At 44.1% G+C, this 13480-nt stretch carries 15 protein-coding genes; 10 read left to right on the plus strand and 5 right to left on the minus strand.

Translation table 11 applies throughout. The annotated features are described in order from the left end of the window. Positions 1-40 precede the first annotated feature (40 nt). Positions 41-1507: a catalase KatA gene (gene katA / locus BDD39_RS02900; RefSeq protein ID WP_166907951.1), complete on the minus strand. Its 1467-nt coding sequence runs from the start codon at positions 1505-1507 to the stop codon at positions 41-43. Between the two features lie 488 nt (positions 1508-1995). On the opposite strand from katA, the gene BDD39_RS02910 reads away from it, so the two are divergent. Beyond that, positions 1996-2466 carry a flavin reductase family protein gene (locus BDD39_RS02910; RefSeq protein ID WP_166907953.1) on the plus strand — a complete coding sequence of 157 codons (471 nt, stop codon included), beginning with the start codon at positions 1996-1998 and terminating at the stop codon, positions 2464-2466. 32 nt (positions 2467-2498) lie between these two features. Here the strand turns inward: BDD39_RS02910 and BDD39_RS02915 are convergent, their stop codons facing one another. Then, on the minus strand, positions 2499-3062 hold the full coding sequence (locus BDD39_RS02915; protein ID WP_166907955.1) for an FAD-dependent oxidoreductase: 564 nt from the start codon (positions 3060-3062) through the stop codon (positions 2499-2501). A 560-nt stretch (positions 3063-3622) separates the two neighbouring features. Between BDD39_RS02915 and BDD39_RS02920 the strand changes: the two genes are divergently transcribed. The 6 genes from BDD39_RS02920 to BDD39_RS02945 all read left to right on the plus strand — a co-directional run bounded on the left by BDD39_RS02920 (position 3623) and on the right by BDD39_RS02945 (position 7645). Further along, complete coding sequence (locus BDD39_RS02920) at positions 3623-4186, plus strand: biotin transporter BioY (protein WP_166907957.1); 564 nt, start codon at positions 3623-3625, stop codon at positions 4184-4186. Beyond that, positions 4186-4905 carry a dethiobiotin synthase gene (bioD, locus tag BDD39_RS02925; protein ID WP_166907959.1) on the plus strand — a complete coding sequence of 240 codons (720 nt, stop codon included), beginning with the start codon at positions 4186-4188 and terminating at the stop codon, positions 4903-4905. Before BDD39_RS02920 ends, bioD begins: the two co-directional genes overlap by 1 nt. Next, on the plus strand, positions 4895-6262 hold the full coding sequence (bioA, locus tag BDD39_RS02930) for an adenosylmethionine--8-amino-7-oxononanoate transaminase (protein WP_166907961.1): 1368 nt from the start codon (positions 4895-4897) through the stop codon (positions 6260-6262). The genes bioD and bioA overlap by 11 nt, the downstream gene beginning before the upstream one ends. 135 nt (positions 6263-6397) lie before the next feature. Continuing rightward, positions 6398-6643, plus strand: a complete 246-nt coding sequence (locus BDD39_RS02935; protein ID WP_166907963.1) for a hypothetical protein — start codon at positions 6398-6400, stop codon at positions 6641-6643. 178 nt (positions 6644-6821) lie between these two features. Continuing rightward, the gene (locus tag BDD39_RS02940) at positions 6822-6974 is read left to right on the plus strand and encodes a hypothetical protein (protein ID WP_166907964.1); all 153 of its coding nucleotides are present in this window, start codon (positions 6822-6824) and stop codon (positions 6972-6974) included. A 416-nt stretch (positions 6975-7390) separates the two neighbouring features. Beyond that, positions 7391-7645, plus strand: coding sequence for a DUF2573 family protein (locus tag BDD39_RS02945; RefSeq protein WP_166907966.1), 255 nt, complete (start codon positions 7391-7393; stop codon positions 7643-7645). A gap of 44 nt (positions 7646-7689) precedes the next feature. Here the strand turns inward: BDD39_RS02945 and BDD39_RS02950 are convergent, their stop codons facing one another. Next, positions 7690-8022: a spore coat protein gene (locus BDD39_RS02950; RefSeq protein ID WP_166907968.1), complete on the minus strand. Its 333-nt coding sequence runs from the start codon at positions 8020-8022 to the stop codon at positions 7690-7692. 18 nt (positions 8023-8040) lie between these two features. Further along, positions 8041-8310 carry a hypothetical protein gene (locus tag BDD39_RS02955; RefSeq protein ID WP_166907970.1) on the minus strand — a complete coding sequence of 90 codons (270 nt, stop codon included), beginning with the start codon at positions 8308-8310 and terminating at the stop codon, positions 8041-8043. A 159-nt stretch (positions 8311-8469) separates the two neighbouring features. On the opposite strand from BDD39_RS02955, the gene BDD39_RS02960 reads away from it, so the two are divergent. After that, positions 8470-9387 carry a proline dehydrogenase family protein gene (locus BDD39_RS02960; protein WP_166907973.1) on the plus strand — a complete coding sequence of 306 codons (918 nt, stop codon included), beginning with the start codon at positions 8470-8472 and terminating at the stop codon, positions 9385-9387. 127 nt (positions 9388-9514) lie between these two features. On the opposite strand, the gene BDD39_RS02965 is transcribed toward BDD39_RS02960, so the two are convergent. Beyond that, positions 9515-9664, minus strand: a complete 150-nt coding sequence (locus tag BDD39_RS02965) for a YuzL family protein (RefSeq protein WP_166907974.1) — start codon at positions 9662-9664, stop codon at positions 9515-9517. A 186-nt stretch (positions 9665-9850) separates the two neighbouring features. On the opposite strand from BDD39_RS02965, the gene BDD39_RS02970 reads away from it, so the two are divergent. Continuing rightward, on the plus strand, positions 9851-12235 hold the full coding sequence (locus tag BDD39_RS02970; RefSeq protein WP_166907976.1) for a 3-hydroxyacyl-CoA dehydrogenase/enoyl-CoA hydratase family protein: 2385 nt from the start codon (positions 9851-9853) through the stop codon (positions 12233-12235). A gap of 48 nt (positions 12236-12283) precedes the next feature. After that, on the plus strand, positions 12284-13456 hold the full coding sequence (locus tag BDD39_RS02975) for an acetyl-CoA C-acetyltransferase (RefSeq protein WP_166907978.1): 1173 nt from the start codon (positions 12284-12286) through the stop codon (positions 13454-13456). Positions 13457-13480 lie beyond the last annotated feature (24 nt).

A 13480-nucleotide genomic window follows, 5' to 3' on the forward strand; every position in this document is an offset into this window, starting at 1 on the left:
TCTGAAAAGGATAGACGTTTGCGACGTCTATCCTTTTTGATTATGCTTTTGTAATCACATCGTCTGGGACGCTTAAGCCAAGCCCTTCGGCGACGCGGAGGCCGTAGTCAGGATCGGCTTTATAGAAGTGGCGGATTTGCCGCAATTTAATATCTTCTTTCGTGACTTGTTTCATCGATTCAACGATGTTTTTCACTAAGCGGGCTTTTTCTTCCTCACTCATGAGGCGGTACAAATCGCCGGCTTGTGTGTAATGGTCATCGTCATCATATGGCACGCTTTCCGCCAAGCCGGACACCGGGAACGGTGTTGTTTTATGCTCCGGCACTTCCGTTGGTCCGCCGAAGCTGTTCGGTTCATAATAGACCGAGCCGCCGCCGTTATTGTCAAAGCGCATAAAGCCATCGCGTTGATAGTTGTTGACTTCGACGCGCGGACGGTTGATCGGCAGCAAGTTATGATTGACGCCGACGCGGTAGCGGTGTGCGTCCGCATAGGCGAACAAGCGTGCTTGCAGCATCTTATCCGGCGATGGTTCTACGCCAGGAACCAGATTTCCAGGTGAGAAAGTTGCCTGTTCGACTTCGGCAAAATAGTTTTCCGGATTGCGGTTTAATACCATACGGCCGACTTCGATTAACGGATAATCTTTATGCGACCAAACTTTTGTGACGTCAAATGGATTGAAACGGTACGTTTTTGCGTCTTCGAGCGGCATGATTTGCACATATAACGTCCAGGACGGATAATCGCCGTTTTCAATCGCGTTAAATAAATCTTCCGTATGGTAATCCGGATTTTCGCCAGCGATTTTTGCCGCCAGTTCCGGGTCCATGTTTTTGACGCCTTGGTTGGTTTTAAAATGATATTTCACCCAAACCGCTTCGCCGCCTTTATTCACCCATTTGAACGTATGGCTGCCGTAGCCGTTCATATGACGGTAAGTGAACGGAATGCCGCGGTCGCCGAACAAATACGTTACTTGGTGCAGCGATTCCGGCGATAAAGACCAGAAATCCCATACCGCTGTCGGGTTTTTTAAGTGCGTGCGTGGATCGCGTTTTTGTGTATGGATAAAGTCAGGGAATTTAATTGCGTCGAGAATGAAGAAAATCGGTGTGTTGTTGCCGACGATGTCATAGTTTCCTTCTTCCGTATAAAATTTGACGGCAAAACCGCGCGGGTCGCGAACGGTATCAGCGGAGCCAAGCTCGCCAGCAACGGTAGAGAAGCGGACGAACACAGGCGTGCGTTTGCCGCCGCCGTTAAATACTTTCGCTTTCGTGTATTTGGACATATCATTTGTTACTTCAAAATAGCCGTGTGCACCTGCGCCTTTCGCGTGAACGACGCGTTCTGGAATTCTCTCTCTATTGAAGTGTGCTAATTTTTCAAGAAGATGTACATCTTGGATTAATGTTGGGCCAGGAGAGCCGGCTGTAATCGAGTTTTGGTTATCGCCAACAGGAGCTCCCCAGCTAGTCGTCAATTTTTTTTGCTCTGCCATCCTTCCTTCTCCCTCCGTTTCCATTTTCCTTTCACTAATAAATGATAACATTTATCAAACAAAATTCAATACTTTTTTATAATTATTTTAAATAAATATATATAATAAAAAGAAAATAATTAGCATAAAATATTAGTTTTTTCATTTAACCGCCAAATTTTTCATGAAAAATCTCTAAAAGTGATGGACGCTTTAGGGGGAACATCCGCAAACTCTTTCATATACATATACGATTTAGAAACGTTCCATTGCTTGATCGTTTGGCAAGCAAATTATTTCATAATGATACGAATCGATAGGGGGATATAACGTCGCTAAATAGGCGTGAACGAACATTCAATCCTTTCCTGTAAAGAGCATATTAGGAATTGTTTTTACAAAATAGATTGAATAATGTTAATATTGTGTTGTGGGAGAACATTCCATTCGTGCTTGCTGTATCGTGTCATTATCTCGTTTTAATAATTAAAAATAAAGGAAGTGAAAAAATGGACGATCGCACGTTTCGCAACGCGATGGGGAAATTCGCGACGGGCGTCACGGTGGTGACTACGGAATTCCAAGGGGAAGTCAAAGGAATGACGGCCAACGCCTTTATGTCTGTTTCCTTGAATCCAAAGTTAGTAGTCGTTTCCATCGGAGAAAAGGCACGGATGAATCCGATTGTCAAGCAAACGGGCAAATTTGCCGTCAACATTTTGGCAAGAGAGCAAGAAGATCTTTCCCGTCTGTTTGCCGGACAATTAAAGGAAGAGAAAAAAGTAGATTTCCAATGGGTAGATGGGCATCCGATTTTGCCTGACGCGCTGGCCAATATTTTATGTAACGTGCACAGCTCCTATGTGGCAGGGGATCATACACTGTACTTCGGTGAAGTGACGGACATCTTGATGAAAGATGAAGCTGGAGATCCGTTATTATTCTTTGAAGGCAAATATCGGAGCATCGCGAAAGAATAAGAAAGCAAAAACTGCCCGGAAAGGGGCAGTTTTTATTTTTTCAATACATCATGGTCAACATACCGTTCGCCGTTCAGTTCGCTAATGACGTTAATGGCCACTTTCGCTCCGTCGCCGGCGGTGATGATCGTATGTACGCTGACGCCGGCTACCGTTCCTGCCGCCCAAATGCCATCGATGTTTGTTTTTCCGTTTGCGTCTACATCGATGATCGTCTTAATGCGCGGTTCCGTTCCTGGTTTGGTGTTGACCCCGATTTTCGCGGCGAGATCGGTTGCCACTCCGGTTGCTAAAATCACATGCTTCGCTTCAAATGAATCATTGTCCGTTTGAATGCGGAATCCGTTTTCCAATTTTTCTATATCTGTTACTTGGGCGTTTACTAGCTCCGCGCCGAATTTTGTCGCTTGTTTTTTTCCGATTTCAACTAAATCCGGACCTGTTATTTCCATAACCCCATAGTGGTTTTCGATCCAAGCGCGTTTTGTTATGCTTTTATCGTTGTCAATCAATAACGTCTTCTTTCCCGCTTTCGCCGTAAAAATAGCCGCGCTAGCCCCCGCTGGTCCTGCGCCGATAATCGCGATGTCATACATCTTTTTTATCCTCCCCATGGTTTAGAATATTTAAACAATATTTATTATAACACGATTAGAAAATTCATCCAATCAAGATGCTCATTTAAATTATAATAATTATAATTTTATATTCATTTTAATTAAATAAAATATATAATTGAATATAGAAACGGAAATAAGGAGAGAAGCAAAAATGAAAAAACCGCTTATTTGCGAACAATGCCATCAGCCGATTCGCCGGTTAAAACATTCGATTCTTTGTCAATGCGGAATGAAGATGGTTCAACATAAGTAAGGGAATTGGAATAGACGGCACTAAAGTCATAGATAAACATGACCAGCAAAATTTCTGGCGTTATTGATAAACGAAGTAGAAAAAGGATTGAATCATATCATTTCGACGGCTAACCTAAAAATCTTGGTTAGCTGTTTTATTTTTTGTAACTATTCCTATTACTGTGATTTCGATCCATTCGTAGGAAAATGTATCTATATGTAAACCTATATATAAAATGTGGTTGACAATTAATAGATTGTCAGGCAAAATAAGAGAAAAATATGGGATTGGAGGGAAAGGGATGAAAACGAAATCGCTTTTGTTAGCAGCGATGTTTGCCGCGCTTACGGCCATTGGCGGGTTTATCAAAATTCCGGTTCCATATGTGCCGTTTACATTACAAATCGCTTCCGTTTATCTAGCGGGATGTTTATTAGGGCCGAAGCTGGGAATGCTGAGCCAGCTTGTCTATGTGCTTATCGGTCTTGCAGGAGCACCCGTGTTTGCGGAAGGAGGGGGACCTAGCTATGTGTTTCAGCCGACGTTTGGTTATTTGATCGGTTTTGTTTTGGGGGCCTATGTCAACGGGTGGATGATGCAAGCCTTTCAATTTCGCAGGGCAGTGACTATTTTTCTGGCGAATTTATCTACTCTTTTGGTTGTTTATTTCTTTGGATGCGCCTGGTTATACATAGCGATGAAATGGATTGTGGAAAAGCCGCTTACCATTGGACAAACGTTGTGGTTTGGCTTTGTGCTTCCTGTACCTGGTGATCTATTGTTATGTGCTGTTTGTTCTGTGCTTGTTGCACGTATATTACCGCGTATTCACATCGTCATTCGTAAACAGGAGGTGGTTTCCTAATGGGAAAAGCAATATTTATAACCGGAACGGGAACAGAGATTGGTAAGACGGTGGCAACCTCTTTCCTTGCTTTCGTTTTCCAAAAGATGGGGTTGAATACCAAAGTATTTAAACCAATTCAAACAGGCTTAGCGGAAGATGGAGTTTCGTTTGCCGATCAATATTGGTACGAGAAGGTTGTGGGACTGCCGCAATCAGAAGGGTTATATTATATGGAACCTGCCGTTTCGCCGCATCTAGCAGCAACATTAACGAATACCACTATTGACCCGGCATTGATAGCGGAGAGAATTGAACAATGGAAACGTCAATACGATATCGTTCTTGTCGAGGGGGCGGGAGGTTTGGCTGTCCCGCTAATAGAGAAGGAACAAGGGTTTTATATGACAAACGATTTGATTAGAGAATACAACATTCCAATTATCATCGTTTCCTTAGCAGGGCTTGGCGCGATCCATCATACAGTGACAACCGTATCTTACGCACAGCAGCAAGGCATTCGTGTTCTTGGGTTGATTTTTAATCAATTTAATGCCGAAAGCATCATTCATGTTAATAATATTGAAACAATAAAAAAAATGTTAGATTTGCCGATCATCGCCACACTGCCATCCCTTGCGAAGGTGACGAAGCATACGATGATGGCGTTGGCGGAACGTTGGTTAGAGAAAAACGAGCAAAAGCAGTTGTTACAGGAGGTGCTGTCCGTTGAAGTATAGTTATGAACAACTAGAACAATGGGATAAAGAGTATGTGTGGCACCCGTTTACTCAAATGAAAACATATGTGCAAGAACATCCGCTGATTATTGAGCGAGGAAACGGAAGCTACTTATTTGATGTCAATGGAAACAAATATTTGGACGGATATGCCTCATTATGGGTAAACGTCCACGGCCATAATGATCCTGAACTAAATGAAGCGTTGCACATGCAAATCGAAACGATCGCGCATTCGACCTTGCTTGGGTCGGCCAATGTGCCTTCGATTTTATTGGCGAAAAAGCTGATTGAGCTTTGGCCGGGGCTTTCGAAAGTGTTTTATTCCGACACGGGTGCCGCCGCGGTGGAAATTGCGTTAAAAATGGCGTACCAATATTGGAAAAACATCGATCCAGTTAAATATGCGAAAAAAAATAAATTTGTTTCTTTAAAGGAAGCGTATCATGGGGATACGGTCGGCGCTGTGAGTGTCGGCGGAATGGACTTATACCATCGCATTTTTAAGCCGCTGTTGTTTGAACGAATAGAAGTTCCTTCTCCATATGTGTATCGCATGGACGAATACGGCGATGAAGAGGAGATTGTCAGCTATTGTTTACAACAGCTTGAAGATGTGCTGGCACACCATCATGGGGAAATTGCCGGCATGATCGTGGAGCCGCTTGTTCAAGGGGCTGCGGGCATCATTACACATCCAAAAGGATTTTTAAAAGGTGTTGAAACACTTTGCCGGAAATATGGTGTGCTGCTTATTTGCGATGAGGTCGCCGTCGGGTTTGGAAGAACAGGAACGCTGTTTGCGTGCGAACAAGAAGATGTTCATCCGGATATTGTTTGCTTAGGAAAGGGCATTACCGGAGGTTATCTCCCTTTAGCCGCCACATTGACAACAGAAGACGTCTATGCTGCGTTTTTAGGAGACGTTGATGAAGATAAGACGTTTTATCACGGGCATACATATACAGGGAACCAACTATCTTGTTCTGTCGCTTTAAAAAATATTGAGCTTATCGAAAAACGGAACCTTGTAGAGAACGTAAGAAAAAAAGCAGAAATGTTGGCAAAGAAGCTAGAAATGCTTTATGAAATTCCAATCGTTGGGGATATTCGTCAAAAAGGATTAATGGTAGGAATTGAAATTGTTCAAGATCGAAACACGAAACAAATTTTTCCGCGTTCAGAAATGATCGAACATCGGATTATTCTAGAAGCTCGAAAGCGCGGATTGATTGTTCGTCCGCTCGGACCGGTGATCACGTTCATTCCAGTGTTAGCGATGACAGAGGATCAGATGGAAACAGCAGTCCATATCCTCTTCGATTCGATCGCGGAAATGGCCAAAGTCGTTCGGTAATTGTTTTCACTGCTGCCTAGCGAGTCTAGGTGCCTATTTTTTTTTGCCCAAAAGGTCAATCGCCCATGCCCTTGGCGTTTGTCCTACATATGTTGAAAGGGAAGGAACAAAACAATCAACAAAGGGGAGACGAACATGAACGATATAAGCTTACAAGATACAAGACTATGGGGATTTGGACGCCCATGGGGATTTGGTTTTGGCCGTCCGTGGGGATTTGGTTTTGGTCGCCCATGGGGATGGGGATTTGGTTTTGGCAGCCCGTTCTTTGGCGGCCTTTTAGGCGGACTATTGGGTGGCGCGCTAACAGCCCCGTTCTATGGCGGTTTTGGCTATCCTTTCTATGGCTACGGATTCCCTTATGGCGGAATATGGTGGTAATAAACATTGCTTAAGCCTGCCGGTTACATGGCAGGCCTTAATTTTTTACAAAAGTGATGGCTATTCGTATTATTCATATGAAAAACTTATGAAAAAGTAGGCTGATTCCTTGCACCATTTGTCCTTCATTAACATAGCATAATGGTGTCCAGTTCTATTTTGTAAAGGGGGAATCGTGATGGTATATCCACCAGCATTTTTCGGCGGTCCGTTGTTAGGCGGCTTTCTAGGCGGATTGCTCGGCAGTGCGCTAGCATTTCCGCTTTTCTTCCGTCCAAGACCGTATTATCCATATCCTCCGTATTATCCGTATGGCGTGTTTTGGTTTTAACAAAAAGCGTCCCCTGTAGCATGCGGGACGCTTTATAATGAAAAAATGGCAATATGAGCTTTTTATGTCATCGAATCGGTCTATCACAGGCATGGTTTCATGAAGCATTTCTATTTGATGTGGAGGGGTTTTTGTTTACGAGCATATTGACTTGTCCTTTCAATTACAACTTAACTTTTCAATTTTTTTACAAATATTGTTGGGAGTATCATGCCGATTTATTTGGTTTTAATGTTGAATGGGGCAATCATTTTTATAGTTGGGAGGTCGGAGCTCTGAGAAATTTCATACATAATCGCGAATTTACGGTGACGAATATCATTTTCTGTCAGGGCAATTGTTTCACCTGTTGTTTGAAGGAATGCACCCGTTTTATTATAATGTAAGAAGTTTGAAAAAAGTATGGAGGAAAGGGCATGGATGAAACGTTTTTCCGGCAGTTTGAGGCGCTGATAGACAAATATACAGAGCTGTTGCTTGGTCAAACGAATGAAGAGTTAAAAGAAAAAGTAAAAGCATGGGTGTTATATTCTCATGTGGCAAAATCGATGCCGGCTCTTGTGAAACATTGGAATGAGCTTTACCCAGAGGCAAAGGAACAAATGAAGCAGCTCATCGCTGAAATCAAAAAATTGAATGATGAAGCGCGTGCGAATGCGAAAAAGCCATGATGACTGTGATCATGGCTTTTTTGCTGCAAAAGGGAAAGCGAGTATTACTGAACGGTATTTTGATATGGGAATTGATTGGTGTATCCTTGGAATTGCTGATATGATTGTTGCAATTTTTGTTGGTCCGCCGCTTCAAGTTTGTACCAGCCTTTTTTAAACATTAAATTGTAAAGTTCACGTTGGCAATTTTGGGTTTCTGTAAAAATGTTCAGCATGTCTTGATATAATTGTTGATGGCTTGCCTCGTGCAAAAATACACTATAAGCCGATGTCATATATTTTTCTGTTGTTAACATATCGTTAAGAAAGTCGCGATCATTCATTTGCGGTGTTTTTGGTATTTGCGTTTCTGGATTTTGAATTTGGTTTTGGTTCATGATCATTCCTCCCTATTGTTATTGCAATGGCGTTTTAGGCTGGTTTGGATTTGGTTGTAGGTGGCTTAAAATTTTTTGATAATGACGCTGGTGCATTTGTCCTGCTTTTTCCAACGCAGCTATGACTTCTTTATCTTGGCATTGCGATGCAAAAAAATGTGCTTTTTTCATCGCAAGCAAATTCCACGACAGCATATCCGTGAAATAAAGCGCATCTTTTGTTGAAACCATTTGCGGCGGTTGCGGCATGGCCGTTTGTTGTTGTTGCATGTTCATTTGTTGTTGCATACATCATGCTCCTTTCCAGATTGAATATTTCAATTGTAGATTGTTCATTTTGTGGAAAACTATACACAGCGAGAATTTTGTCGAAAAAAGATATTCAACAATAAGAAAACATGTTACAATGAAAATATGAATGCGTTTACGGAATAAGGGGGTACAATGATGGAGCAGTTGATGCGCGACTTTTTTTTGTTTTTATCGAAAAATAAGACATTAACCAAATTAGCGAAAAAATATGGATTGCGCTTTGGTGCCTCCCGATTTGTTGCAGGGGAAACGATCGAACAGGCTGTCAAAGTGATTAAACAATTAAATAAAAAAGGACTTGCTGTTACGGTCGATTATTTAGGCGAATTCGTAGATAACGAAAAAGAAGCGAACGAAATGGCGAACCATTGCATCGAAGCGATCCAAGCGATCGGTAGAGAAAAGCTGAATTCGCAATTATCGTTAAAAATGACATCGATGGGTCTCGATATTTCCGATGACCTTGTGATGAAAAACATGCGCCGCATTTTAGAGACGGCGAAAGAACATGGTGTGTTTGTGACCATTGATATGGAAGATTATTCTCGTTGCCAAAAAACGCTCGATATTTTTAAACAGCTGAAAACGGAATACGATAATGTCGGAACGGTATTGCAAGCGTACCTATACCGTACGGCGGCGGATATTGAAGATTTAAAAGATTACCATCCGAATTTGCGCCTTGTCAAAGGAGCATATAAAGAATCGCCGGAAGTGGCGTTTCCGGATAAAAAAGATGTCGATGAAAACTTCAAAAAAATCATTAAAATGCATTTATTAAATGGAAACTATACGGCAGTTGCCACTCATGATGATGCGATTATCGAGTATACAAAGCAACTTGTAAAAGAATATAATATTCCAAATAGCCAGTTCGAATTCCAAATGTTATACGGGATTCGTCCAGAGCGGCAAGAGCAGCTTGTGCGTGAAGGATATACGATGCGCGTTTACGTTCCGTACGGCACGGACTGGTACGGCTACTTTATGCGTCGTCTCGCCGAGCGGCCGGCTAACGTTGCCTTTGTGTTAAAAGGAATTTTCCGCAAATAGGATTCCGATAATTGCTAAAAAAGGAATAATTATAAAGTTGCGTCATTCCAACTTGTCTGAAGAGAAAGAGAAACGCATCACGGCATGTTTCAGTCCGTGATGCGTTTTTTTCGCTGTATCGAGAAGATTATTCTCCTTGCATATTATGCCGTTTATATTGCTGATTCTGGCTCGTGCGTTTGCCGCCGCCGTCCCTTTCCACCGTCGGGCCAGCGTTGCCCTTGACGCTTGCCGCGCTGATTCCGCGCTGCGAAGGATTTTTTTTCATTTTTGCCATCGTATCACCCCCTTTTTATAGCGTCACCAAAAAAAGAAGTTATGATAAATGAAAAAATTGTTAAGTTTATATATTGCGAAAATTATTAACATACTTTATATTTAATATAGAAATATTTTCATGGCGTATTTTTTTTCACAATAAAATGAATGATGATTCATTCAATATGGGTAAGGGGGAAGAGGAATGGTGAAACGCATTCGACGCGCCGCGGTGCTCGGATCCGGCGTGATGGGCTCAGGAATCGCGGCCCATTTGGCGAACGTAGGCATACCGACATTGCTTCTTGATATTGTGCCGCGTGAGTTGACGAAGGAAGAGGAAGCGAAAGGTTTAACGCTTGAACATAAAGAAGTGCGCAACCGTCTTGTCAATCAGGCGCTGCAAAAACTGTTGAAACAAAAGCCGGCTCCGCTTATGTCCAAGGCGAATTTGTCGCTGATTGAAGCCGGCAACTTCGAAGACGATTTCCACCGGCTCGCCGAAGTAGACTGGATTATCGAAGTCGTTGTCGAAAATTTAGACATTAAAAAAAGCGTGTTTGCAAGAGTGGATGAAGTAAGAAAACCGGGAACGATCGTCAGCTCGAACACTTCCGGCATTTCCATTGAGGAGATGGCGGAAGGACGTTCGGAAGACTTTAAAAAGCACTTTTTAGGAACGCATTTCTTTAACCCGCCGCGTTATTTGAAATTGTTAGAAATTATTCCGACAAAAGATACCGATCCACAAGTCGTTTCTTACATGAAGACATTTGGCGAAGAAGTGCTCGGCAAAGGCGTGGTCATGGCGAAAGATACGCCAAACTTCATTGCCAACCGTATCGGCACCTACGGCTTATTAGTCACGGTCAGAGAAATGATGAAAGGCGGATATAGCGTCGGGGAAGTGGATTCGATTACCGGACCGCTGATCGGCCGACCAAAAAGCGCAACGTTCCGTACGCTCGATGTCGTTGGCTTGGATACGTTTATCCATGTTGCCAACAACGTTTTTGAAAAAGTTGAGGGGGAAGAAAAAGAAGCGTTCCGCGTTCCGGACTTTATGAAAGCGATGCTGGAAAAAGGCTGGCTTGGCAGTAAATCCGGACAAGGCTTTTTTGTCAAACAAGGAAAAGAGATTTACGAGCTGAATTATGAAACGCTGGAGTATGAACCACGGAAAAAATTAACGACTCCAGCGGTGGAAATGAGCAAGCAAGCAAAAGGTCTTGCCAACAAGTTGAAAGCGCTTGTATATGCCGATGACCGCGCTGGAACGTTCCTTTGGAACATTACAGCCCCAGCTCTGCTTTACTCGGCGAAATTGCTCGGTGAAATTGCCGATGACATCGTAGCCATCGACCGGGCGATGAAATGGGGATTCGGCTGGGAGCTTGGACCATTTGAAATGTGGGACGCGATTGGCGTTGAGCAATCGGTTCGCAAAATGCAAGCCGAAGGCATGGAAATTCCTTCATGGGTAACTGATATGCTTGCCAACGGATTTACATCTTTTTATAAATCGGAAAAAGGGCAAGTGTTCTATTACGATCGAGGAGAGTATAAACCTATTGAAGAGAATCCGAAAGTCATTCATATTAAGCGCATAAAAGAGCAAAAAGGCGTCATTAAGAAAAACAGCGGCGCCAGCTTGATCGATCTTGGCGATGACGTCGCCTTATTAGAGTTCCATTCGCCAAATAACGCAATCGGCACGGATATCGTACAAATGATTAATTACGCGTTGGAAGAAGTGGACCGTAATTATAAAGGGCTTGTCATCGGCAACCAAGGAAAAAATTTCTGTGTCGGCGCTAATCTCGCGATGATGCTGATGGAAGCGCAAGATGAGAACTACTTTGAACTTGAGTTTGCTGTCCGTCAGTTCCAGCAAGCGATGATGAACATTAAATACAGCCCGAAGCCAGTTGTGGCGGCGCCGTTTGCGATGACACTCGGCGGCGGTACGGAAGTATGCCTTGCCACCACGCACATTCAAGCGGCAGCGGAAACGTATATGGGGCTGGTGGAAGTCGGTGTCGGTCTCATCCCGGGCGGCGGCGGAAATAAAGAGCTGTATATTAAGCATTTAAACAGCCTGCCAAACGGCGTCGATTTTGATCTGCAAAAAATCGCCAATAAAGTATTTGAAACGATTGCGATGGCAAAAGTATCCGGATCAGCTGCGGAGGCGCGCGAACTAAACTTTTTAAATCAGCGCGATGGCATTACGATGAACAGCGACCATTTGATTTATGAAGCAAAACAAGCGGTCATTTCCTTGTATGATCAAGGCTATCGCCCGCCGGTGCGCAAAAAAGTGCCGGTCGTCGGAGAAACAGGATATGCGGCTCTGCTCTTAGGAGCACAATCGATGTTCCATTCCGGCTATATTAGCGAGCATGATTTAAAAATCGCGAAAAAACTCGCCTATGTCATTGCCGGCGGCAAAGTTCCGTACGGAACGGAAGTAGACGAACAATACTTGCTCGATCTAGAGCGGGAAGCGTTTTTAAGCTTGATCGGCGAGCCGAAAACACAAGCGAGAATGCAGCATATGCTTGTGAAAGGAAAACCGCTCCGCAACTAATGCAGGGGACCTGGAAATAAACGCTGGAGAAAAACAGGGGGGAAGATCGTGAGAGAAGCGGTGATTGTAGCTGGAGCGCGCACACCGGTCGGAAAGGCGAAAAAAGGAACGCTTGCCCATGTACGGCCGGATGATTTAGGAGCGCTTGTTGTGAAAGAAACGTTGAAACGCGCAGGAAATTATGAAGGAAATATCGATGACTTAATTATTGGCTGCGCGATGCCGGAAGCGGAGCAAGGTTTGAACATTGCGCGGAACATCGGGGCGCTTGCCGGGCTTCCATACACGGTTCCGGCGATTACGATTAATCGTTATTGTTCTTCTGGACTGCAAGCAATCGCGTATGCGGCAGAGCGCATCATGCTTGGCCATTCCGACACGGTGATCGCCGGCGGCGTCGAATCGATGAGCTTGGTGCCGATGATGGGGCACGTCATTCGTCCAAACGCCAAGCTGGCTGAAGAAGCGCCGGAATACTACATGTCGATGGGACATACGGCAGAGCAAGTCGCGATGAAATACGGCGTCAGCCGCGAAGACCAGGATGCGTTTGCGGTGCGCAGCCATCAACGTGCGGCCAAAGCGATTCGTGAAGGTAAGTTTAAAGAGGAAATTGTTCCCGTCGAAGTGACGGTGCGCAAAATTGAAAACAGCAAACTAGTCGAGAAGACGATTCTTTTTGAGGAGGACGAAGGAGTCCGTCCAGACACGAATATGGAAACACTAGCCAAGCTTCGTCCGGCATTTTCCATTAATGGAACGGTAACGGCCGGAAATGCGTCGCAAATGAGCGATGGCGCGGCGGCGGTGATGGTGATGGACCGCGAAAAAGCAGAATCGCTCGGCTTAAAACCACTGGGGAAATTCCGTTCGTTTGCCGTTGCCGGAGTGCCGCCGGAAGTAATGGGAATCGGTCCGGTGGCAGCGATTCCGAAAGCGCTGAAACTAGCTGGCCTGGAGCTTTCCGACATCGGATTAATCGAGCTGAACGAAGCGTTTGCTTCGCAATCGATTCAAGTCATTCGTGAACTTGGATTGGATGAAGACAAAGTCAACGTCAACGGCGGAGCGATTGCACTAGGCCATCCGCTCGGCTGCACGGGAGCGAAACTGACATTGTCGCTACTTTATGAAATGCGCCGTCGCAACGTGCAATTTGGCATTGTGACGATGTGTATTGGCGGCGGTATGGGAGCAGCGGGAGTATTTGAATTAATCTAATCGAATCTAGCGGGCGGCGTAGTT

It is taken from the genome of Saccharococcus thermophilus (genome assembly GCF_011761475.1).
GTDB lineage: Bacteria > Bacillota > Bacilli > Bacillales > Anoxybacillaceae > Saccharococcus > Saccharococcus thermophilus.

Coding starts and splice junctions, on each gene's coding strand:
- katA (WP_166907951.1), bottom strand. CDS start 1,507: ATGGCAGAGCAAAAAAAATTGACGACTAGCTGGGGAGCTCCTGTTGGC.
- BDD39_RS02910 (WP_166907953.1), top strand. CDS start 1,996: ATGGACGATCGCACGTTTCGCAACGCGATGGGGAAATTCGCGACGGGC.
- BDD39_RS02915 (WP_166907955.1), bottom strand. CDS start 3,062: ATGTATGACATCGCGATTATCGGCGCAGGACCAGCGGGGGCTAGCGCG.
- BDD39_RS02920 (WP_166907957.1), top strand. CDS start 3,623: ATGAAAACGAAATCGCTTTTGTTAGCAGCGATGTTTGCCGCGCTTACG.
- bioD (WP_166907959.1), top strand. CDS start 4,186: ATGGGAAAAGCAATATTTATAACCGGAACGGGAACAGAGATTGGTAAG.
- BDD39_RS02935 (WP_166907963.1), top strand. CDS start 6,398: ATGAACGATATAAGCTTACAAGATACAAGACTATGGGGATTTGGACGC.
- BDD39_RS02940 (WP_166907964.1), top strand. CDS start 6,822: ATGGTATATCCACCAGCATTTTTCGGCGGTCCGTTGTTAGGCGGCTTT.
- BDD39_RS02945 (WP_166907966.1), top strand. CDS start 7,391: ATGGATGAAACGTTTTTCCGGCAGTTTGAGGCGCTGATAGACAAATAT.
- BDD39_RS02950 (WP_166907968.1), bottom strand. CDS start 8,022: ATGAACCAAAACCAAATTCAAAATCCAGAAACGCAAATACCAAAAACA.
- BDD39_RS02955 (WP_166907970.1), bottom strand. CDS start 8,310: ATGCAACAACAAATGAACATGCAACAACAACAAACGGCCATGCCGCAA.
- BDD39_RS02960 (WP_166907973.1), top strand. CDS start 8,470: ATGGAGCAGTTGATGCGCGACTTTTTTTTGTTTTTATCGAAAAATAAG.
- BDD39_RS02965 (WP_166907974.1), bottom strand. CDS start 9,664: ATGGCAAAAATGAAAAAAAATCCTTCGCAGCGCGGAATCAGCGCGGCA.
- BDD39_RS02970 (WP_166907976.1), top strand. CDS start 9,851: ATGGTGAAACGCATTCGACGCGCCGCGGTGCTCGGATCCGGCGTGATG.